At 67.1% G+C, this 19,805-nt stretch carries 17 protein-coding genes; 5 read left to right on the top strand and 12 right to left on the bottom strand.

The window, feature by feature from the left end:
• Positions 1 to 58 precede the first annotated feature (58 nt).
• The 6 genes from J0J01_RS31790 to J0J01_RS31765 form a co-directional block, all read right to left on the bottom strand.
• Entirely contained in the window at positions 59 to 1,381 is a 1,323-nt protein-coding gene (locus tag J0J01_RS31790) for a membrane dipeptidase (protein ID WP_296387653.1), read from the bottom strand.
• A 9-nt stretch (positions 1,382 to 1,390) separates the two neighbouring features.
• Entirely contained in the window at positions 1,391 to 2,449 is a 1,059-nt protein-coding gene (locus tag J0J01_RS31785) for a TlpA disulfide reductase family protein (RefSeq protein WP_296387652.1), read from the bottom strand.
• Between the two features lie 121 nt (positions 2,450 to 2,570).
• On the bottom strand, positions 2,571 to 4,196 hold the full coding sequence (locus tag J0J01_RS31780) for a thiamine pyrophosphate-requiring protein (RefSeq protein WP_296387651.1): 1,626 nt from the start codon (positions 4,194 to 4,196) through the stop codon (positions 2,571 to 2,573).
• Positions 4,197 to 4,305: 109 nt separating this feature from the next.
• A complete protein-coding gene (locus tag J0J01_RS31775; protein ID WP_296387650.1) occupies positions 4,306 to 5,487 on the bottom strand; it encodes a VWA domain-containing protein in 1,182 nt (393 codons plus the stop codon).
• A gap of 83 nt (positions 5,488 to 5,570) precedes the next feature.
• Positions 5,571 to 6,419 (bottom strand): MoxR family ATPase, encoded by an 849-nt coding sequence (locus tag J0J01_RS31770; protein ID WP_296387649.1) that lies wholly within the window; start codon positions 6,417 to 6,419, stop codon positions 5,571 to 5,573.
• 90 nt (positions 6,420 to 6,509) lie between these two features.
• Entirely contained in the window at positions 6,510 to 7,436 is a 927-nt protein-coding gene (locus tag J0J01_RS31765; protein ID WP_296387648.1) for a cytochrome c, read from the bottom strand.
• 218 nt (positions 7,437 to 7,654) lie between these two features.
• On the opposite strand from J0J01_RS31765, the gene J0J01_RS31760 reads away from it, so the two are divergent.
• A complete protein-coding gene (locus J0J01_RS31760) occupies positions 7,655 to 8,113 on the top strand; it encodes a cytochrome c (protein ID WP_296387647.1) in 459 nt (152 codons plus the stop codon).
• A gap of 196 nt (positions 8,114 to 8,309) precedes the next feature.
• Here the strand turns inward: J0J01_RS31760 and J0J01_RS31755 are convergent, their stop codons facing one another.
• Positions 8,310 to 8,960, bottom strand: coding sequence for a TetR/AcrR family transcriptional regulator (locus tag J0J01_RS31755; RefSeq protein WP_296387646.1), 651 nt, complete (start codon positions 8,958 to 8,960; stop codon positions 8,310 to 8,312).
• A 744-nt stretch (positions 8,961 to 9,704) separates the two neighbouring features.
• Between J0J01_RS31755 and J0J01_RS31750 the strand changes: the two genes are divergently transcribed.
• From J0J01_RS31750 to J0J01_RS31740, 3 genes are read left to right on the top strand one after another with little or no spacing between them, the layout of a single operon-like run.
• The gene (locus J0J01_RS31750; RefSeq protein ID WP_296387645.1) at positions 9,705 to 10,193 is read left to right on the top strand and encodes a hypothetical protein; all 489 of its coding nucleotides are present in this window, start codon (positions 9,705 to 9,707) and stop codon (positions 10,191 to 10,193) included.
• Positions 10,190 to 11,392 carry a tetratricopeptide repeat protein gene (locus J0J01_RS31745; RefSeq protein WP_296387644.1) on the top strand — a complete coding sequence of 401 codons (1,203 nt, stop codon included), beginning with the start codon at positions 10,190 to 10,192 and terminating at the stop codon, positions 11,390 to 11,392. The genes J0J01_RS31750 and J0J01_RS31745 overlap by 4 nt, the downstream gene beginning before the upstream one ends.
• Before the next feature lie 15 nt (positions 11,393 to 11,407).
• Positions 11,408 to 11,872 carry an MmcB family DNA repair protein gene (locus J0J01_RS31740; protein ID WP_296387643.1) on the top strand — a complete coding sequence of 155 codons (465 nt, stop codon included), beginning with the start codon at positions 11,408 to 11,410 and terminating at the stop codon, positions 11,870 to 11,872.
• A gap of 18 nt (positions 11,873 to 11,890) precedes the next feature.
• Here the strand turns inward: J0J01_RS31740 and J0J01_RS31735 are convergent, their stop codons facing one another.
• From J0J01_RS31735 to J0J01_RS31715, 5 genes are all read right to left on the bottom strand, one after another.
• Complete coding sequence (locus tag J0J01_RS31735; RefSeq protein ID WP_296387642.1) at positions 11,891 to 14,044, bottom strand: peptidase domain-containing ABC transporter; 2,154 nt, start codon at positions 14,042 to 14,044, stop codon at positions 11,891 to 11,893.
• 76 nt (positions 14,045 to 14,120) lie between these two features.
• Positions 14,121 to 15,407: a methionine adenosyltransferase gene (gene metK, locus J0J01_RS31730; RefSeq protein WP_296387665.1), complete on the bottom strand. Its 1,287-nt coding sequence runs from the start codon at positions 15,405 to 15,407 to the stop codon at positions 14,121 to 14,123.
• A 181-nt stretch (positions 15,408 to 15,588) separates the two neighbouring features.
• Complete coding sequence (locus J0J01_RS31725) at positions 15,589 to 16,005, bottom strand: helix-turn-helix domain-containing protein (RefSeq protein WP_296387641.1); 417 nt, start codon at positions 16,003 to 16,005, stop codon at positions 15,589 to 15,591.
• Positions 16,006 to 16,233: 228 nt separating this feature from the next.
• On the bottom strand, positions 16,234 to 17,733 hold the full coding sequence (gene lnt / locus J0J01_RS31720; protein ID WP_296387640.1) for an apolipoprotein N-acyltransferase: 1,500 nt from the start codon (positions 17,731 to 17,733) through the stop codon (positions 16,234 to 16,236).
• A 12-nt stretch (positions 17,734 to 17,745) separates the two neighbouring features.
• A complete protein-coding gene (locus tag J0J01_RS31715; RefSeq protein ID WP_296387639.1) occupies positions 17,746 to 18,690 on the bottom strand; it encodes a hemolysin family protein in 945 nt (314 codons plus the stop codon).
• 53 nt (positions 18,691 to 18,743) lie between these two features.
• Between J0J01_RS31715 and J0J01_RS31710 the strand changes: the two genes are divergently transcribed.
• On the top strand, positions 18,744 to 19,574 hold the full coding sequence (locus J0J01_RS31710; RefSeq protein WP_296387638.1) for an aldo/keto reductase: 831 nt from the start codon (positions 18,744 to 18,746) through the stop codon (positions 19,572 to 19,574).
• Positions 19,575 to 19,805 lie beyond the last annotated feature (231 nt).

The following is a 19,805-nucleotide window of genomic DNA, read 5'->3' as shown; positions in this document are numbered from 1 at the left end:
GGAAAACCCTATCGTACCGGTGCTCCTGCGGCGCCTCACAGCCGCGTGAGGCAGCCCCTCAGGCGATGCATGTCTCGAATACCCGCCGGTAATTGCCGCCCAGCAGCTTGGAGATTTCAGCCGGCTTGAAGCGCGATGACAGGGCGGCTGCGAGTTGCGGCAGGTCGGCGTAGCTCGGCATCGCGCTCGGCCCCTGCAGACCGAGCTGGTCGGTGCCGATGCCGACATGGTCGACGCCCACGACATCGACCATGCGGGCGATGCTCTCGGCGTACGCGGCGACATTGGCGACCTGGGTGACCGGCCAAATGCCGATCACGCCGCGGATCGACGCGATGGCGCGGGCATGATCGGAGGTGATCAGCCGGGTCCAGGGATACGGCCGGTCGCTGAGCGCGGTGTGCGACAGGATCATCGGCTTGGTCGTGGTGGCGACGGCGCGCTTGACGAGGTCGAAGGTGCCGTGGGCGACGTCGACCACGATGCCCATCGCGTTGCAGCGACGGATGACCTCGGCCCCGAAATCGGTCAACCCGCCGTGCACGCTGGGCTCGGTCTGGATGTCGCCCAGCTCGTTGGGCCGGTAGTGCGTGAGCTGGAGCTGACGCAGCTGCCAGCGCCGATAGGCCTCGTCGAGGCGCTCGATCTTGCCGTCGAGCCAGTCCGCGCCTTCCGACGTCACGATCACCGAAGGCTGACTCGCCCGCGCGGCGCGCAGGTCGGCCGCGGTCCTGACGATGGCCATGGATTGGCTGCGGATGAGCTCGTGGAGCTTGGCGAACTGGATCTTGCTCGCGTCGTAGAGCTCGCCCGGCTTCGGGTCGCGACTGGGCCGGATGCGGCCGCTGGAAACGTTGAGGACCGGTCCGTCGCCGACGATGCAGAGGCAGATCGTGGACATGCCGCCGTTGCGCATCGGGGTCGCGACATCGAGCAGGCTGTCGCGTCCGTAGCTTGCCTTGATCAGATTGCCGCCATGGCTGTGCAGGTCGACGGCCGTGCCGTCGGTCTGCGCCATCGCCGGCACCGGCAAGCAGAAGAGCGGACTCGCGGCCAGTACAGCGCGACGGGAGATGCCGGGCATCACCTCGGCGGCGTGAAGCTGATAGCGCCAGCCGTCCGGATCGACCGAGACCTGCCACGTGCCGCTCAAGCGCACCGCGCCGTTGCCGAGCTTGAGCGGCCGATCGGCCACGATCTCGACGACCGCGAGAGGGTTGTTCGGCACGCAGTCGGCGCAGCAGCCGGGCTCGGCCATCATCAGGAAATGATCCGCGGTCGGTGTCGGCAGGATCGTGGCCGGAAAGCCCGAGATCTCGACCGCCTTGCCGTGCGCCCGATCGGCGCGCGGCATTCCCAAGTCGCGCCAGCTCAGGCGCATGGGCTCCCCCTAGAGTTTCGGGGGCGGATAGTACGGCCTGTCACCCAGAGCTTGCACGCGTTTCCAGAAGTCGGCGCCCGAGGCCTTGCCGACTTCATCGAGGTCGGCGGCCTGCCGCCACATACTCCATGAATCGGGATGCAGGCGGCTGGCTTCGGCCATCTGCCTGTCGCCTTCGGCGGTGCGGCCCTGCGCGCGCAGCCAGACGCCGAGCCGGAAGCGCGCCCACGCTTCGGCGATTTCCGGCGTGACCTTGGGCAGAGTCGCACGGGCTGCGGTGGCGGCCAGCGCGTGCTTGCCGGTCGTCACCCAGGCGCGCACCGCCTCGAGATAGGCCTGGCGGGCAGCGAGCCGCTCCTCCTGGTCCTTGGGCGCCATGGTGCGGGTCTTGAGGTCCATGCGCCGGAAGTGGTCGGTCGAGCCCGCCGTCTCCGGCGGCCGCACGATGCGGCCCTGCCCGTCGATCCAGATCGCCTGCGGGACGTTCACCAGATTGTAGAGATCCTCGAGGCGATGCTCGGTGTCGATCAGCTGCCAGTAGTCGGACTTGGCCTGGTCGATCCACGGCCGCGCGTGATCGGCGCCGCGGCTTTCCTCGGCGACGGCGACCACCATGAAGTTCTTGTCTTTCAGTTCGGCGTAGAGTTCCTGCCACACGGGCAAGTCAAACCGGCAGCCTCACCAACTGGCCCAGGTGGCGAGGAAGACCTTCTTGCCGCGAAGCTGCGACAGCGTGCGCGGCACGCCGTTCACGTCGGGCAGGGTGAAGTCCGGCGCCTCCAATCCTTCGAGCGCGGCGTTGCGCTCATCGGCCGGCGCGCCGAGCGCCCAGACGTCGCGCTGATCGCTCGCGATCACCGGGCCGCCGAGCTTGGTCCAGAACGCCGCGACATCGACCTCGCTGGTGCCGACCGCCGACGCCGGCAGCGGCACGCAGGCCTCGGCGCGGCACATGCCCTCGGGTTTCAGCGTCCAGCCGGTGACCTTCTCGGCAGCGGCCGGGCTCATCCAGAGCCCGTCGCGCGCGGCGACGTCATGCTCTGCGGTGGGGGTGAGGATCTTCGTCATGTGGCGCCTCCCTCTCGTCGCCCCGAGCGTAGCCGAGGGGCCTTCTCTCCACACTCACGATCGCGTCAGTGGAGAGAGGATCTCTCCACCCCCGCTTTGCTCCGGTCGAGACGGCGGAGCCCTACTTCGGCACCGAGATGCCGACTTCCTTCGAGGTGATGAACTCCAGCAACACCGGCACGCCCTTCCTGGTCTGCTCGATGCCGCGCTTGATCGCGGGAATGATGTCCTCGGGCTTGGTCACCCGCTCGCCGTAGCCGCCGAAGGCGCGCGCCATCGCGGCGTAGTCGCCGGAGATGTCGGTCGAGCGGTACTTCTCGGTCGACACCTTCATGATGTGCAGCTCGATCGCCATCGAGAAGTTGTTGAGCAGGATCGACATGATCGGAATGCGCTCGCGCACCGCCGTCTCGAAGTCCATGCCGGTGAAGCCGATCGCGGCGTCGCCCCAGACGTTGATGCAGAGCTTGTCGGGGCAGGTCAGCTTGGCGCCCATCGCGAGGCCAAGGCCGTAGCCGAGCTGCGTGGTCTTGCCCCAGCCGATGTAGGTGTGCGGCTGCGTCGTCTTCCAGAACGGCGAGAGCTGGTCGCGAGGGGACCCGGCGTCGTGGGTGATGATTGTGTTGGCGACGTCGACGGTGTTCTGCAGGTCCCACAGCACGCGGTAGGGATTGAGCGGTGCGTCGTTGTTGGTGAGCTTCGGCATCCACTCCTTCAGCCACCCGTCCGAGATCTGCTTGATCTCGGCGGCGACCGGGGCGGAATCGCGCCGGCCGGCGCCCTTGCAGGCATCGACCAGGGCACGCAGCGTCAGCTTGGCGTCGCCGACCAGGCCGTACTTGATCTTCACGTCCTTGTTGAGATGCGCGGGATCGAGCGTGGCGTGAATGATCGTCTTGCCGCTCGGCATCGAGATGCCGAAGTTGGTCTCGGTGAACGAGCAGCCGATGCCGAGGATGACGTCGGCGCGGTCGAGGAAGGAGCGCACCGCCTTCGGATAGGCGCGGCCGCCCGAGCCCAGCGACAGCGGATGGGTCTCGTCGAAGCAGCTCTTGCCCTCGAGGCTGGTGCAGACCGGGATCGCCAGCGTCTCGGCCAGCTCGCGCAGCTCGGCATAGGCCTCGGCCCAGTGCACGCCCTGACCCGCGTAGATCACCGGCCGCTTCGCCTTCATCAGCACTTCGGCCGCTTCCTTCACCGCCGCCGGATCGGGACCGTACCTAGTCGCGACCACCGGCTCGTAGTTCAGCGGATCGGGCGCGTCCTCGGCATAGGCGTCGTTGGGCAGCTCGACGATCACCGGCGAGCCGCGGCCGTTGCGCAGCAGGCTGAACGCCCGCCGCATGATGTTGACGATCTCCTTGCCGGACGTGACCGGCTCGCTGTGCTTGGCGACATGCGCCATGGCGAGCGTCGAGTTGAAGTTCGGCGCCACGTGCGCGATGCGGCGCGGATAGCCCTGCGGGATCACCAGCAGCGGCACCGATTCGCCGAACGCCTGAGCCACGCCGCCATAGGCGTTCTCCGAGCCCGGACCGCTCTGCATGCAGAACACGCCCATCTTGCGGCCCTTGGAGAGGCGCGACATGGCATCGGCCATGTGCAGGCCGATGCGCTCCTGGCGCACGATGATCGGACGGATGTCGACGGCGGCGCAGGCCTCGATCAGATGGTTGACCGGATAGGCGAAGAGATACTCCACGCCCTCTTTTTTCAGGATGTCGGCGATCGCCGGCCCGGTCTTCATCTGCGTTTCCTCCTATGATGGACCGTCACTGGCGCTTTCCCCTCCGGCCTTCGGCCACCTCCCCCGTCAGACGGGGGAGGCAGGGAGGGGGCAAGCCGCAGACGCGGTCTTACTTGTTCAGCTCCTTCATTGCGCTGTCCAAACCGCCCAAGGTCAAGGGGAACATGCGGTTGGAGCTGAGCTGCTGCAGCAGCTGGATCGACGGCGTGTAGCTCCAGTGCCGCTCCGGCACCGGATTCAGCCAGACCATCGACCGGTACGTGTCAGCCATGCGCTGGATCCAAACCTGGCCCGCCTCCTCGTTCCAGTGCTCCACCGAGCCGCCGGGATAGGCGATCTCGTAGGGGCTCATCGAGGCGTCGCCGACGAAGATGATCTTGTAGTCGGGCGGGAAGGTGTTCAGCAGCTGCGCCGTCGGATAGGTGTCGACGTGGCGCCGGCGGTTGTCTCTCCACAGCTTCTCGTAGAGGCAGTTGTGGAAGTAGAAGAACTCGAGGTGCTTGAACTCCGAGCGCGCCGCCGAGAACAGCTCCTCGCAGACGCGGATGTGCGCGTCCATCGAGCCGCCGATGTCGAACAGCAGCAGCAACTTCACCTTGTTGCGCCGCTCGGGGATCATCTTGATGTCGAGATAGCCCGCGTTGCGCGCCGTCGAGCGGATGGTGTCGGGCATGTCGAGCTCGACCTCGGCGCCTTCGCGCGCGAACTTGCGCAGGCGGCGCAGCGCGATCTTGATGTTGCGCGTGCCGATCTCGACGGTGTCGTCGAGGTTCTTGTACTCGCGCTTGTCCCAGACCTTGACGGCGCGGCCCTCGCGGTTCTTGTCCTGGCCGATGCGCACGCCCTCGGGATTGAAGCCGTAGGCGCCGAACGGCGAGGTGCCGGCGGTGCCGATCCACTTCGAGCCGCCCTGATGGCGCTTCTGCTGCTCCTCGAGACGCTTCTTCAGCGTCTCCATGAGCTTCTCCCAGCCGCCCATCGCCTCGATCTGCTTCTTCTCCTCATCGGTCAGAAGCTTCTCGGCGAGCTTGCGCAGCCACTCCTCGGGAATCTCGGCGGTGACGCCTTCGGCCGGCAGCGCCTCGAGGCCCTTGAAGACGTGGCCGAACACCTTGTCGAACTTGTCGAGGTTGCGCTCGTCCTTCACCAGGATGGCGCGCGACAGGTAGTAGAAGTCGTCGACGCTGTAGTCGGCGACGTGTTCCGCCATGCCCTCCATCAGGGCGAGGTACTCCTTGATGGAGACCGGCACCTTGGCCTGGCGCAGCTCGAGGAAGAAGTTGGTGAACATTTACGTCCTCCGGTCGCTCTCCCCCTCCGCCCTTCGGGCACCTCCCCCGTCAGACGGGGGAGGCAGGGAGGGGGTAGGCCCCATCACTGCCGCTGCTCCCGGCGCGCCATGAAGGCCAACCGTTCGAACAGATGGACGTCCTGCTCGTTCTTGAGCAGCGCGCCGTGCAGCGGCGGGATGAGCTGCTTGCTGTCCTTCGACCGCAGCGATTCCGGCGGCATGTCCTCGACCATCAAGAGCTTCAGCCAGTCGAGCAGCTCGGAGGTCGACGGCTTCTTCTTGAGGCCGGGCACGTCGCGGATGTCGTAGAAGATGTTCAGCGCCTCGCGCAGCAGCGTGCGCTGCAGGTCGGGAAAGTGGACGTCCACGATCTGGGTCATGATCTCGCGATCGGGGAAGCGGATGTAGTGGAAGAAGCAGCGGCGCAGGAAGGCGTCGGGCAGCTCCTTCTCGTTGTTCGAGGTGATCATCACGATCGGCCGCTGCTCCGCCTTGATGACCTGCTGCGTCTCGTAGACGTAGAACTCCATGCGATCGAGCTCGAGCAGCAGGTCGTTCGGGAACTCGATGTCGGCCTTGTCGATCTCGTCGATCAGCAGGATCGGCCGCTGCTCGGAGGTGAAGGCCTCCCACAGCTTGCCCTTCTTGATGTAGTTCGAGATGTCCTTGACGCGCTCGTCGCCGAGCTGGCTGTCGCGCAGGCGGCTGACCGCGTCGTACTCGTAGAGGCCCTGCTGCGCCTTGGTGGTCGACTTGATGTGCCACTCGATGATCGGCGCGCCGAGCGCCTTGGCGACTTCGTGCGCCAGCACCGTCTTGCCGGTGCCCGGCTCGCCCTTGATCAGCAGCGGCCGCTGCAGTGCGATCGAGGCGTTGACCGCCACGCGCAGGTCGTCGCTGGCGACGTAGGAATCGGTTCCCGTAAATTTCATCGTGCAGAATCCAGGTTCTCTAGGGTGAGGGACCCACCCTAGAGATGCCCTATCCGGCCAGCAAGGCCGGGCGGGACCACCCCGGCCACGTCAATGCTTGCGCGACGACGCCTTACCCGGCCGCGGCGGCAACGATTTGATATAGACGGCGATCGCGTTGCGGTCGTCGGCGGAAAGCTTGCCGGTGTTCTTCACGACGTCGGCCATGCTCGAGCCGACCGAATCGAAATCCGGCGTAAAGCCGGTTTCCAGAAGATAGGCGATGTCCTTCACCGAGTAGTTGGGAATGCCGTCCGCGTGGGGCGTGATGTTCGGCACCCAGCTCTTTCCCTCGGCGTCGAGCCCACCGGCGAAGCGGCGGTCCGAATCGATGCCGCCGATCAAGTTGCGCGGGCTGTGACACTCGGCGCAATGGCCCGGCCCCTCCACCAGATAGGCGCCGCGATTCCAGACCGCGTCCTTGGACGGGTCAGGCCGGAAGGCCTTACCGTCGACATAGAGCTGCTGCCACAGCCCGAGGCCGCGCCGCACGTTGAACGGAAAGGTCAGCTGATGCGGCTCGGAGGGCGTGGCGACGGGCGGCAAGGTCTTGAGGTAAGCGAAGAGATCGCGCACGTCGTCGAGCTGCATGCGCTGATAGGACGTGTAGGGAAACGCCGGATAGAGATGGTCGCCGTCTTCGTCGACGCCCCGCTTGAGCGCGTTGACGAAGTCGTACTCCGACCACGCGCCGATGCCATGCTTCGGATCGGGCGATATGTTGGGAGCCAGGAAGGTGCCGAAGGGCGTCGCCAGCGCCAACCCGCCGCCCAGCTGGGTGGGATCGTCCCGCTTCAGCGTCGTGTGGCAGGAGGCGCAGCCGCCGATGTCGAACATGGTCTTGCCGTTCGCGATATCGAGTTTGTGCCGCCCAAGATCGCGCGCTGGAATTCGTGACGGCACGGTGAGGGCGAAGCCCGCAACGGCGCAAGCGAGCGCGAGCGCAGCCATCACCTTGAGCAGAGTCCGGAACCGCATGCAGCCTCCTGGTTCGCGCGGCAACGCGGTCTTATCGGGCGGCTCAGCGGCGCCTGCAATCGCCGATCGGCGCGCCGTCAAATAAAGCATCTCACACGCATTCGTGATGGAAGATTCTGACAGCGACGTTCGTATTGGCACGAATCTTTGCGACAAATGATCGGCCGTCGGGGCAGCTTCCGCTGGCGGGTTTCCTTGAAATCAAAATGGGGATGGCTATGAACAGGAAGACTCTGGTCGCAGCACTGGTCGGCGCCCTGGCCGCGGGCGGCATGGTCGGCGGGACAACCGTCGCCTTCGCCCAGGCCGACGTCATCAAGCAGCGCCAGGAAAACCGCAAGGCCACGGCGGGTGAGATGCGCGCCATCAAGGCCGTCATCGATTCCAAGGGCGACGCGAAGACCGTGGTGGCGAGCGCCGCCAAGCTGAAGCAGCTCGAGAACGCCTTCGACAAATTGTTCCCGGCGGGCTCCGACAAGGGCGAGACCAAGGCGCTGCCGACGGTGTGGAGCGACTCGGCCGGCTTCCAGGCCGCCAGCAAGGCGGCCGATGCCGCCTACGACAAGCTCGCCGTGGCTGCAGGCTCGGGCGATCTCGCGGCCGTCACGGCGGCGTTCGGCGACACCGGCAAGGCCTGCGGCGCCTGCCACGAGAAGTTCCGCGCCAAGGCCAACTAGAGCCTCCGGCGACCGGACGACGGAAAGGCGGCGGAAACGCCGCCTTTTTCATGCGCCCGTTCGGCTCCGGGCCGGCAAAGGAAAGGCCGGTCGCTTGGGGAAACGACCGGCCTCCTGGTGAGCCCGTGACTGGGTGGGTGGGTAAACAGCGAAGCGGTGGGTTTTGTGGGAAGGGTGCTTCGCCGCTGGTGGCGGGTTACGCCACCGCCACGGGCTGCGTGGGAACGGTGAGGGCCTGCAGGACGATCGCCTCGGCCGTGAAACGCCAGGTGCGCGAGGCGTGGATCGGCGACAGCCGGAGCTGCTCGCGCATGTTCATCCAGCTGTCGAGCCCGAAGGCGACATCGAGCGAATCGAGCACGAGGTCGCGCGCGGCGGGATCGAGATTGTCGAGCTCGGTCGCGAACGATGCGGCGAGCCGCGCGCGCAGGAGCGAGCGCAGCTGCTGGACGCCGAGCCCGATCGCCGGGGCGACCGAGCGCACGCGCTCAGCGAAGTGCCACACCGGCAGCCATTCCTCGAACAGCTCCGAGCGATCGGACACCAGCAGCTCGATGCGGGTCGACAGCGGCGCCTCGGCCTCGACCGGACGGCTCCGGTCGAACGCCCGGCTGACCGCGAGGTCGAAGGCGGCGGCGTAGAGATCGGCGAGGCTGGTGAAGTGCTGGAACAGTGCTCGGCTGGAGACGCCGGCGATGGTGGCGATGGCGGCGGAGGTCGGTTCGACGTCGCCGGCCTGGATGAGATCGAGAGTCGCCTGGATCAGCGATTGCCGCGTCCTGAGACCGCGCACGATGCGCCCGTCCTGGGACCGTGAGACATCGATCGGGAATCCGATAATTTTCATATCAAACCAACACAATATGAATAGCTTTAATGCGGTAACTTTAACACACGAAGCAAACCACGTAATCTGCAAAGATGCATATCTCCGTGGTCGGACTGACTGATTTCATTGCATTGTTTTTAACAAGATAGACGTTTTTGGGATATCTGCCGAACGGCCTCACGAACGGTTCACCAAGCGATTTCAAGGACATCGCAGGTTTTCCTCAGGATTTCGGATCGTTGCGCTCAGGGCACCCTGCGTCCGGTGCCGCAGCAGATCGCGCAAATGAGAAAGGCCGGTCGCTTGGGGAACGACCGGCCTTCCTTGGGAGTCCGCCTGGGTGTGGGATATCGAAGCCTTGGGGTGTGTGGGAAGGGGGCTTCGATGAGCGGCCTGGGGAGCCGCCGGCGGACTATCTCTGAACTCGACGAAGCGGACCTTAGCAAAGGGACCGACCCGCTGTCACTTGCAAAAGCGCATATCTCCACTTGTTATGTGCTTCTAATTCCTCACGAATTTTGGTTCTCCGCGATACAAGATAGGCAAAAAAGACATACAGATTCGCCTCCGAATCTGTCTCCGTCTCGACTTCTCGTGACTTTTCAACAGCATAGGGATTCCAGCGCGGCCAGGGTGGTCTGTTTCGAGTGCGACATACTTTTGACGGAGGCTTTCCGACGGCAGAGGAAAAACCGCGCGGTGCCCGCCCCGGCTGTCCGTGGTAGATGGGCCACTCACCCCAAAGAGTCGGGAGCCACGTTCGTGAATCCAGTCCGCCGCCCATTGATTGCCACCGCCCTGGCGGCCGCCCTGGCCGTTGCCGCTCCGCCCGCCTGGGCCGGGATCGAGGAAGCCGCCAAGTCCCTGCAGGCCGGCGACGTGGTGCAGGCCGAGAAGGATCTGCAGGTGCTGGTGAAGGAGCGCGATCCGCGGGCGCAGTTCCTGCTCGGCCTCTATGTCTACGGCAATCCCGATTCGAAGATGTTCGATCTCGGCAAGGCCGCGCCGTTGCTACTCGACGCGGCCGAGCGCGGCTACGTGCCGGCGATGATTCCGCTGGCCGGCGCCTATGCCGAGGGCAAGGGCATGCCCAAGAGCATGTTCGATTCCTATAAGTGGCTGGCGATCGCCGAGCTCTGGAACTCGCCCAATGCCGCCGCGCTGCTCGAGCAGGTGGCGCGCGAGCTCAAGCCCGACGAGATCGAGAAGGCCAAGGCCCAGGCCGCGGCCTTCACCTTCAAGACCAAATGATCGCAGCACGGGCGGCGCTGCTGGCGCTGCTCATCGCGGCGGCCCCTGCCCGCGCCCAGTCGACCGACGCGTCAGATGTCGCGCCGGGCCTGCGCGCGGCGGTGGTCGCCTATCGCGCCGGAGACCTGGCCACCGCCGAGCAGGCGCTGCGTCCGCTGGCGGCAAGCGACGCCGACGCGCAGGCGTGGCTCGGCGCGGTGCTGGTCGAGCGCGGCCGCGCGCGCGAGGCGCTGCCGCTGCTGCAGCGCGCCGCCGACGCGGGCTCGGCCGAGGGCGCGCATCGCCTCGGCCTGCTATACGCCGAAGGCGCCGAGGGCATTCCGCGCAACGACGCCAAGGCGCTCGATCTGTTCGAGAAAGCCGCCACGGCCGGCCACCGCCGCGCCGAGATCAATGCCGGCACGATGTACTTCCGGGGCCAGGGCATCCAGCGCGACCTGATCAAGGCGCGCGCCTGGCTGGAGAAGGCGGCGGCGCAGGACGATCCCTATGCGCTCTACGCGCTCGGCCGCGCGATGGACGAGGTGCAGGGTAACGCGATGGCCGATCCGGTGCGCGCCGCCGACCTCTATCGCCGCGCCGCGCAGCTTGGCCATCCGCTGGCCGCGCTGCGCTACGGCCTGGCGCTGAGCGAAGGCAACGGCGTGCGCCAGGACCTCGCGGCGGCGCAGACCTGGCTGATGTATGCCGACAAGAACGGCGCGCCCGAAGCGTCCCTCGCGATGGGCGACCTGATCGCCCGCATGCCCGCCACGCGCGACAAGGCGACCAACCAGAAGCTGCTGCAGGCTGCCGTCACCTGGTACGAGGGCGCGGCCAACGCCGGCATCGCCGCGGCGCAGTTCAAGCTCGCCAACGCCTATCTCGCCGGCATGGGCGTGATCCGCAATCCGCAGCAGGCGCAGCAATGGTACGCGCACGCCGCGGCGCAGGGCATGCCCGAGGCGCAGCAGGCGCTCGGCCTTTTCCTGACGGCCGGCGCGGCGAGCACGGCCGATCCGGTCGAAGGCTACAAGTGGCTGGTGCTGGCCGAACGCGGCGGCGCCCTCGACGGCCAGAGCATCCGCGAGAAGGCGGGCGCGAAGGTCAACGAGCAGGACCGCAAGCAGGCCGAGGCGCTGGCCGACAAGTTCACCGCCAAGCCCGAGCGGTCGCCGGGCGATGCGGTACCGCGGCTGGGGCCACCGCCAAAGCCGTAGCGCAGCAGCCGCGCCATGGATCCCGTCGTCCCCGCCCGCCAGACCCGGCCCGACGTCACCATCGCGGTCTGCCGCGGTGCCTGCCGGCTGATGCGCCAGGCCGGCCATTCGGTGCTGCTCGAGATGCCGCTGCCCGACGGCCGACGCGCCGACATCTTCGCGGTCGGTCGCGGCGGCCATCTCACCATCGTCGAGGTCAAGTCCTCGATCGAGGATTGGCGCGCCGACCTCAAATGGCCCGACTATCTCGACTGGTGCGACCAGCTCTACTTCGCGGTGGCGGTCGACTTCCCGCAGGCGCTGATCCCGCCGGAGATCGGCTTGATCGTGGCCGACGCCTATGGCGGCGAGATCCTGCGCCATCCGCCGAGCCGGCCCGTCGCGGCGGCGCGGCGCAAGTCGCTGCTGATCGATTGCGCGCGGCTGGCCAGCGAGCGGCTGGCGCGGCTCGAGGATCCGGACTTCGTCGAGATGATCTGATCTGATCAGGCCGGCCAATCAAACAGGCGCGTGGCGGCGGCTCGCCTCGGCCATGCGCAGGCGGGCATAGGCCATCACCTCGGTCGGCGTGCCGGTGGTCTCGATGCGGCCGTCCATCACCAGCGCCACGCGATCGGCGATGGCGAGCGGCGCCAGGCGATGGGTGATCATGATCACGGTACGGCCCTGCAGGCTGCCGCGCAGCCGGCGCAGGAGCTGCTCCTCGGTCGCGGGATCGAGCGCGCTGGTCGCCTCGTCGAGGATCAGGATGCGCGGATTGCGGATCAGGGCGCGGGCGATACAGAGCAGCTGGCGCTGGCCCATCGACAGCCCCTGCCCGCGCTCGCCCAGCACGGTGTCGTAGCCCTGCGGCAGGCGCTCGATGAAATCGTGCGCGCCGACGAAGCAGGCTGCGGCGGCGACGATTGCCGGATCCTTGTCGGCGACGCCCATCGCGATGTTGTCCAGCACCGAGCCCGCGAACAGCTGCACCTCCTGCGGCACGCAGCCGATCTCGGCTCGCAGTTGCGCCGGCGCAAGGTGCGCCACGTCCATGCCGTCGACCAGCACACGGCCCGCGGTCGGCCGGTGCAGGCCCTGGATCATGTTGGCGAGCGTCGTCTTGCCCGAGCCTGACGGCCCGACCAGGCCGATGATCTCACCGCCCGCGATCGCGAGGTCGGCGCCCCGCAGCACGTCCGCCGCATCGTCCTGCGGCCGCCAGCACACCCGCTCGAGGGCGATGCGGCCCGCGCCGAGCGGTATTGGCGCGAGGGCGCCGGACGGGCTCTCGGCCGGCTCGGTCATCAGCTCGTCGAGTCGCGCGAAGGCCGAGCGCGCGCCCTGCAGCTGCTGCCAGGCCGAGGCGATCTGGCGCATCGGCAGCAGCGCGCGCGCCGCCAGCAGGTTGGCGGCGACCAGGCCGCCGATCGTGAGATGGCCGCGCGCGATCTCGTGCACGCCGAGCAGAACCACGGCGAGCAGCGCCAGCAGCTGCAGGCTCGCCGAGGCCGACGCGGTGACGTTGCCGAGCTGGCTGGCGCGGAAGCTCGAGTGGGCCGCGCGTTCGACCCGCGCCCGCCAGCGCCGTTCGACTTCGGCCTCGAGCCCGAGCGCCTTGACGGTGGCGGCGTTGGCGACGGTCTCGGTCAGCGCCGAGCCCTTGGCCGCCAAGGCCTGGAACAATTCGTCGGCGAGGCGGCGTTGCGTGCGATGGCTGGCCAGCGGCACCGCGAGCAGCAGCGGGATCGCCGCGAGCGCGACCAGGCCCAGCCAGCCGTCGATCGCGAACAAGGCCGCGAGGAAGAGGGCCGCGAAGACCAGATCGATGGCGAGCGCCGGCAACTGGCCGGCACAGAAGCCGCGCAGCACGTCGAGCTGGCGCAGGCGCTCGGCGATGACGCCCACGGTGTTGCGCTCGAAATGGCCGTAGGGCAGGCGCACCAGGTGATGCACGACCTGCGTGCTCATCTGCAGGTCGAGCCGCGCCGCCGCGCGCGCCGACAGCCAGCCGCGGATCAGGCGCAAGCCGAAGTCGATGGCGTAGACGGCGAACAGGCCGGCCGCCAGCAGGGCGATCAGCCCCATCGCCTCGGCGGGCGCATGGCCGGCCAGGCGGTTGACCACCAGCATCATGAACAAGGGGCTGGCCAGCGCGAGCAGATTGACCGCGAACGACACCATCGCGAGCTGCGCGAGGGCCGGCCGGATCGCGGCCCAGATCGGCGCGTACCATGCCTCCGGTTCCGGCATGCTCGGCGGCGGCATGCGCAGCACCAACGCCTGGCAGCCAGGCTCGAGCAGGTTGACGAGCTCGGCCTCGACGACATGCCCTTCGACCACGTCGAGCACGACGGCGCGCCCCGCCTTGATCGACACCACGACGCGCGCCGGTTGCCGGCCGCCGATCAGGACGAACGGCATCGCCATGGCTGGCAGCGGCGTGCGGGCGGGATCGACGGCCTGGCAGACGAAGCCCAGCCGGCGAGCGGCGAGCAGGAAGGTCGCGGGATCGAGCGGGCCCGCCGGCAGGGCGGCGGCGTCGCGCAATTCGGCCTCGCTCACCGGACGGCCGAGCTGGCGCACGATGTAGAGCAGCGCCCGCATCAGGCTGTCGACGCCACGTGAACGCGGCGGATCGAGGACGAGGACGGCGGATTCGGAGGGGGCCATGGCTGCTCGGCGGCGCGGGACGCCGTCGAGCAACCTATCAGAAATTAACGCTGAATCAATCGATTACGGCTTGATCTTAACGTGCGCTGAAGGCCCGCTTCAGCTCCGGCACCAGATCCAGCCGCTCCCACGAGAAGCTGCCGTCCTTTTCCGGCTTGCGGCCGAAATGGCCATAGGCGGCGGTGCGCTGGTAGATCGGCTTGTTGAGCTTCAGGCTACGGCGGATGTTGGTCGGCCGCAGCGGGAAGATATCGTTCAGCGCCTTCTCGAGCTTGCGCTCGTCGACCTTGCCGGTGCCCTGGGTATCGACATAGAGCGACATCGGATCGGCGACGCCGATCGCATAGGCGACCTGGATCAGGCAGCGATCGGCGAGGCCCGCAGCGACGACGTTCTTGGCGAGATAGCGCGCGGCATAGGCGGCCGAGCGGTCGACCTTGGTCGGGTCCTTGCCCGAGAAGGCGCCGCCGCCGTGCGGAGCGTAGCCGCCGTAGGTGTCGACGATGATCTTGCGGCCCGTGAGGCCGCAGTCGCCGTCGGGACCGCCGACCACGAAGTTGCCGGTCGGGTTGACGAAGAAGTCGGCGGCCTTCCTGGGCATCCAGCCCTTGGGCAGCGACTTCTCGACGTGCGCGGCGATCATCTCCTTGATCATGCCGGAGTTGTATTTCTTGCCCTTGGCGTTGGTCTCGCGGTGCTGGGTCGAGACCACGACCTTGGTGGCGCCGACCGCCTTGCCGTCGACGTAGCGTACGGTGACCTGGCTCTTGGCGTCGGGCTGCAGGTCCTTGAGCTCGCCCGAGCGGCGGGCCTTGCTCAGCACCTCGAGGATCTTGTGCGAGAAGTAGATCGGCGCCGGCATGAACGAGTTCGGTTCGTACGCCTCCGAATCGCGGCAGGCGAAGCCGAACATCAGGCCCTGGTCGCCGGCGCCTTCCTGCTCGCCGAGATTGCCGCCCTTGTTCTTGGCATTGACGCCCATGGCGATGTCGGGCGACTGGCCGTGCAGCAGCACGTCGACGTCGGCGCCGTGCCAGGAGAATCCGTCCTGATCGTAGCCGATGTCGCGCACCACGCCGCGGGCGATCTCGGTCAGCGCCTCGCGGTTGACGATGGTGTGCTTGCCGTACTTCTTCATGTACGGGTCCGACGCGCGGCCCTCGCCGGCGATGACGATCTTGTTGGTGGTGACCAGCGTCTCGCAGCCCAGCCGGGTGTTGGTATGGCTGTCGTCGGCGATGCCGAGCTTGATGTCGTTGGCGATGAACGCGTCGAGGATCGCGTCCGAGATCTGGTCGCTGACCTTGTCCGGATGACCTTCGGAAACCGACTCGGAAGTGAAAAGATAGTCCTTCAGCGCCACATGGCCCTCCACAGATGTCACTGGACTCCGGGCAGGGCGGGATGGGCCGCCAACGTCCGGCTTAGCCTTTGTTTCGCGGTGGCAAGTCGTCCAAATCCGTCCGCGTGCGGCGTCCCGACGGACGCCGCGTCGTTAAAAACTCCAACCGAGCGGGGAAATCAAGAGGGGCGAAGGGGCCCTTTTAGCGACCTTTGCGCCCGCCCAGGACTTCGGCATGGCTGGCGGCACCAACCGCCTTGACCATCTCGAAGATGCGCTTGCGCACGCGGCTCTCGCGGATCTTGTAGTAGGCCCGCACCAGCTCGAGCGTCTCGCGCTTGATCAGCGGATCCTTCTCCTGCTCGAACGGCGTCGCCGCCTCGCCGAAGCCGCCCTTGCGCCCGCGGCCCGACATCGGCCGGCCGGCCAGCGCGTTCGACGGCATCTCGTCGAAGAAATAGGACACCGGCACGTCGAGCACCTTGGCGAACTCGAAGAGGCGGCTGGAGCCGATGCGGTTTGAGCCGCGCTCGTACTTCTGGATCTGCTGGAACGTCAGGCCGACGGCCGTGCCGAGCTTCTCCTGGCTCATGCCGAGCAGCGTGCGACGCTGGCGCATCCGCGCGCCAACATGCACATCAACCGGATGCGATCTTGCCATGTCTTCTCACCCTCTTTTGTCTTGAGCCCAACAACCCGTATTTTAATCCCAACACCGTTGCCGTTGAACCCCATAACAGTCGGACACGTCAGAATTGTGCCAGACTGTTCCACCGTCAATGCAAAAGTGCATATCTACACGTCAAGAGTGCACATGACATATGCGCACCGACAACGGAATGCAAGCTCAACCTCGCGGTTGGGATCGTGCGATGAGCACAAACATGGCGAGTATCGTCAGAAGCCCCAGCAACGTCCAATCGTGCCGCCTAGCGTACAAGGTTGCTGCCCGCGGAGGTGGAAGCGCGTGATCGACTACACCTTCTCGCTCCATCTCCAGTGATGCAATTACCCGGCCAAAGGCGTCGATCACCGCCGATACGCCGGTGTTGGCGGCGCGGATCATCGGCAATCCTTCTTCGATCGTGCGCAGACGCGCACTCGTGAGATGCTGATACGGGCCACTCGACGTGCCGAACCACGCGTCGTTGGTGACGTTCAGCAACCATGCAGGACGCGCCGCGTCCGGCGCTGTGACTTCTGCAGGGAAAATCGCCTCGTAGCAAATGAGCGGCGAGAAGCTCGGCAGGCCCGGCAGTGAGATGGTGGCGAAGGCATCGCCTTTCTCGAACGAGCCGCGGCCGACCAGGCCGGTCAGCGGCGGCCACTCCTTGTGAAAGGGAATGTATTCGCCGAACGGCACGAGATGGACCTTGTCGAAAGTGGCTGCGACCTCGCCGTCGGGCGTGATCGCCAGCAGCGAGTTCCAGACGCCGTCCTGGACGACGGCGCCGGCACGCGCCGCCCCCGCCAGCAGGAAGCCGCCACGCGGCGCCGCGGTCGCCAGCGCCGAGAGGCCCGGCGATTCGGGCTGGACGACGAACGGCACGGCCGTCTCGGGCCAGACCACGGCGGCCAGCCGGTCGAACCCTTCACGGCGGCTGAGATCGATCAGCTTCTTCAACTCGCGCGCCTGGTTCTCGGGCCGCCACTTCTCGGCCTGGGGCACGTTGGGTTGCACGATGCGGATCATGGGGCCGTCGGCCACAACCGGGGGCATGGCCTGTTGGCCCGCGACGCCGGCGACCCCCACGGCAGCGAGGGCTCCCAGCGCCGCCCGCCAGCCGGCGGCCGGCGCGGCGAGAACGATGAAAGTCAAGGTACCGAGGCCATACACGCCGACCAGCGCCGCCCCCTGTAGCAAAGGCGTGGCAAAGGCCCAGACGTGGCCGAGGGGATTCCACGGATAGCCGGTGAAGACGTGGCCCCGCAGCCATTCGGTTGCAGTCCAGGCGATGGCGAGCAGCACCAACCGGCGATAGCGGCTGCCGAACTGCGGCCAGCGCAGCACGAGCGCCTTGGTCGTCCATGCCGCCAGCCCCGGGAAGACGCCCAGCACCATCGCCAGGCCGACGATCGCGGGCGGCCCGAGCAGCGCGAAGTCGGCCGGCGGCACGAAGAAGGCCTCGAGCATCCAGTACGAGCCGACGATGAAATGGCCGACGCCCCACCACCAGGCGCGCCAGCCGGCGATCCGCGCGGTCGGCGCGCCGTCCCACAACCAGACGAAGACGACTAGGCCCGCCACCGCCAGCGGCAGCCAGTGCAGCGGCGGCATGGCGAGCGCCGTGAGCGCGCCCGCCACCAAGCCAGCGCCCATCGCGCGCGTACCCTGAAGCCTGGTCACGTCAGGGCTGGATCAGGCGGCCGATTGCGCGACGGCCGGCGGCCGGACGCGCAATCGTCGGATACGCCGCGGATCGACGTCGAGGATCTCGAACTCGACGCCCGACGGATGGCGCACCACCTCGCCGCGCTCGGGGATGCGGCCGAGCAGGGAGAAGATCAGGCCGCCGACCGTGTCGATCTCGCGCCGCTCGTCCTCCGACAGCACGTTGCCGAGCTCCTGCTCGAGCATCTCGACCGGGGTGCGGCCGTTGACGTCGATCGTGCCGTCGACCCGGCGCGCCAGCACCGGCGCCTGCGCCACGTCGTGCTCGTCCTCGATCTCGCCGACGATCTCCTCGACCAGGTCCTCGATCGTGAGCAGGCCGTCGGTGCCGCCGAACTCGTCGACCACCAGCGCCATGTGCGTGCGCGAGCGGCGCATGTCGAGCAGCATGTCGAGCACCGGGAGGGTCGGCGCCACGAACACCACACGGCGCAGGATGTCGCGCAGATTGAACTTCTTGGGCGTGCCCCAGTAGGCCAGCACGTCCTTGATGTGGACCATGCCGATCACGTCGTCGAGCGATTCGCGGAATATCGGGTAGCGCGAGTGGGCCTCGGCCTGGATCAGGCGCACCACCGCGTCGAGCGGCGTGTCGGCCGAGATGCCGACGATGTCGACCCGCGGCACCATCACGTCCTGCACGGTCTTGTCGCGCAGCTTCAGGATGTTGGCGAGCAGGACCCGCTGGTCGTCGCTGATCGGCGTGTCGCTCTCGGGCGTCTCCTCGATCAGCTCCTCGATCGCCTCGCGGACCGCCTCGTTCCGCTCGCGGCGGCGCAGGCGGCGCAGGATGGCGCGCAACAACCCGCCGTTGGCGACGACGTCGTTGGCCAGTGTCGCGGTTGCCGATGGCTCTCCGTCCGTCGCCGAATTGCCGTTCGGCTGCGTAGGTCGCGCTGTGGAGTCCGGCATAGTTGGTAAGATAGGGTAAAGGCCTTGCGTTGCAATGCGGTGGAAGGTTCTTGATGCGTTCCTGCAAAATGCCGTCCGGCAACGAAATGCCGGTCTTCGGGATCGGCACCTGGCGGATGGGCGAAAGCCGCGCCAGGCGGGCGCAGGAGCTCGACGCGATCAAATGCGCGCTGGAGCTCGATTATCCGATGATCGACACCGCCGAGATGTACGGCGATGGCGGCGCCGAGGAGATGGTCGGCGAGGCGCTGGCGGGCGTTCGTCAGCGGCCGTTCATCGTCAGCAAGGTTTACCCACACAACGCCACCCGCAGCGGCACCATCGCCGCCTGCGAGCGCAGCCTCAAGCGCATGAAGCTGGAGCGCATCGACCTCTACCTGCTGCACTGGCGCGGCGGCGTGCCGCTTGCCGAGACCTACGAGGGCTTCTTCCGCCTGCGCGAGGCCGGCAAGATCGCCGACTTCGGCGTCAGCAACTTCGACGCGGACGACATGGAAGAGGCCGCCAGCCTCGACAAGGGCCTGACCGGCAGCAACCAGGTGCTCTACTGCCTGTCGAAGCGCGGGCCCGAATACGACCTGCTGCCCTGGATGCGCCAGCGCTCGATCCCGCTGATGGCCTACTCGCCGCTCGACCAGGGCCGCCTGCTGGGCAACGCGACGTTGAAGAAGCTGGCGTGCAACCTCGGTTGCACGCCGGCACAACTGGCGCTCGCCTGGGTGCTGGCGCAACCGGGCGTGGTCACCATCCCCAAGTCGATGACGCGCGAGCGGGTGAAGGAGAATCTCGCGGCAGTGGACATCAAGCTGTCGGCCGACCTGCTCGCCGAGCTCGACCGCGCCTTCCCGCCGCCCAAGGCCAAGCAGTCGCTGCAGATGCTGTAATTGTCGTCCTGAGCGCAGCGAAGGACCTCATCGCCGCTTGCAACCGCCATGAGATCCTTCGCTCCGCTCAGGATGACAGAGTGTAATACCAGCCGACGAAAATCCTGACTCTTGCGAGATTTGAGTTTCCCTTCGCTGCAATGTTCGATTCTGTGTCTCCGGTCGGCGTATTGCGGCGGAGGACAGCATGGGGCTCAAGATCGAGGTGACGCGGCTGGAGCTGTCGGCGAC

Source organism: Reyranella sp., from assembly GCF_017305915.1.
Lineage (GTDB): Bacteria > Pseudomonadota > Alphaproteobacteria > Reyranellales > Reyranellaceae > Reyranella.
The sequence above is the reverse complement of the archived record's forward strand: the minus strand, read 5'-3'. Positions and strand labels throughout refer to the sequence as shown.

Bases quoted from the DNA above. Each gene is read 5' to 3' on its own strand.
- J0J01_RS31725 (WP_296387641.1), bottom strand. From the start codon at position 16,005: ATGCGCCAGCGTCGCACGCTGCTCGGCATGAGCCAGGAGAAGCTCGGC.
- J0J01_RS31715 (WP_296387639.1), bottom strand. From the start codon at position 18,690: ATGCCGGACTCCACAGCGCGACCTACGCAGCCGAACGGCAATTCGGCG.
- J0J01_RS31755 (WP_296387646.1), bottom strand. From the start codon at position 8,960: ATGAAAATTATCGGATTCCCGATCGATGTCTCACGGTCCCAGGACGGG.
- J0J01_RS31745 (WP_296387644.1), top strand. From the start codon at position 10,190: ATGATCGCAGCACGGGCGGCGCTGCTGGCGCTGCTCATCGCGGCGGCC.
- J0J01_RS31740 (WP_296387643.1), top strand. From the start codon at position 11,408: ATGGATCCCGTCGTCCCCGCCCGCCAGACCCGGCCCGACGTCACCATC.
- J0J01_RS31780 (WP_296387651.1), bottom strand. From the start codon at position 4,196: ATGAAGACCGGGCCGGCGATCGCCGACATCCTGAAAAAAGAGGGCGTG.
- J0J01_RS31775 (WP_296387650.1), bottom strand. From the start codon at position 5,487: ATGTTCACCAACTTCTTCCTCGAGCTGCGCCAGGCCAAGGTGCCGGTC.
- J0J01_RS31765 (WP_296387648.1), bottom strand. From the start codon at position 7,436: ATGCGGTTCCGGACTCTGCTCAAGGTGATGGCTGCGCTCGCGCTCGCT.
- J0J01_RS31760 (WP_296387647.1), top strand. From the start codon at position 7,655: ATGAACAGGAAGACTCTGGTCGCAGCACTGGTCGGCGCCCTGGCCGCG.
- J0J01_RS31710 (WP_296387638.1), top strand. From the start codon at position 18,744: ATGCGTTCCTGCAAAATGCCGTCCGGCAACGAAATGCCGGTCTTCGGG.
- J0J01_RS31735 (WP_296387642.1), bottom strand. From the start codon at position 14,044: ATGGCCCCCTCCGAATCCGCCGTCCTCGTCCTCGATCCGCCGCGTTCA.
- J0J01_RS31790 (WP_296387653.1), bottom strand. From the start codon at position 1,381: ATGCGCCTGAGCTGGCGCGACTTGGGAATGCCGCGCGCCGATCGGGCG.
- J0J01_RS31770 (WP_296387649.1), bottom strand. From the start codon at position 6,419: ATGAAATTTACGGGAACCGATTCCTACGTCGCCAGCGACGACCTGCGC.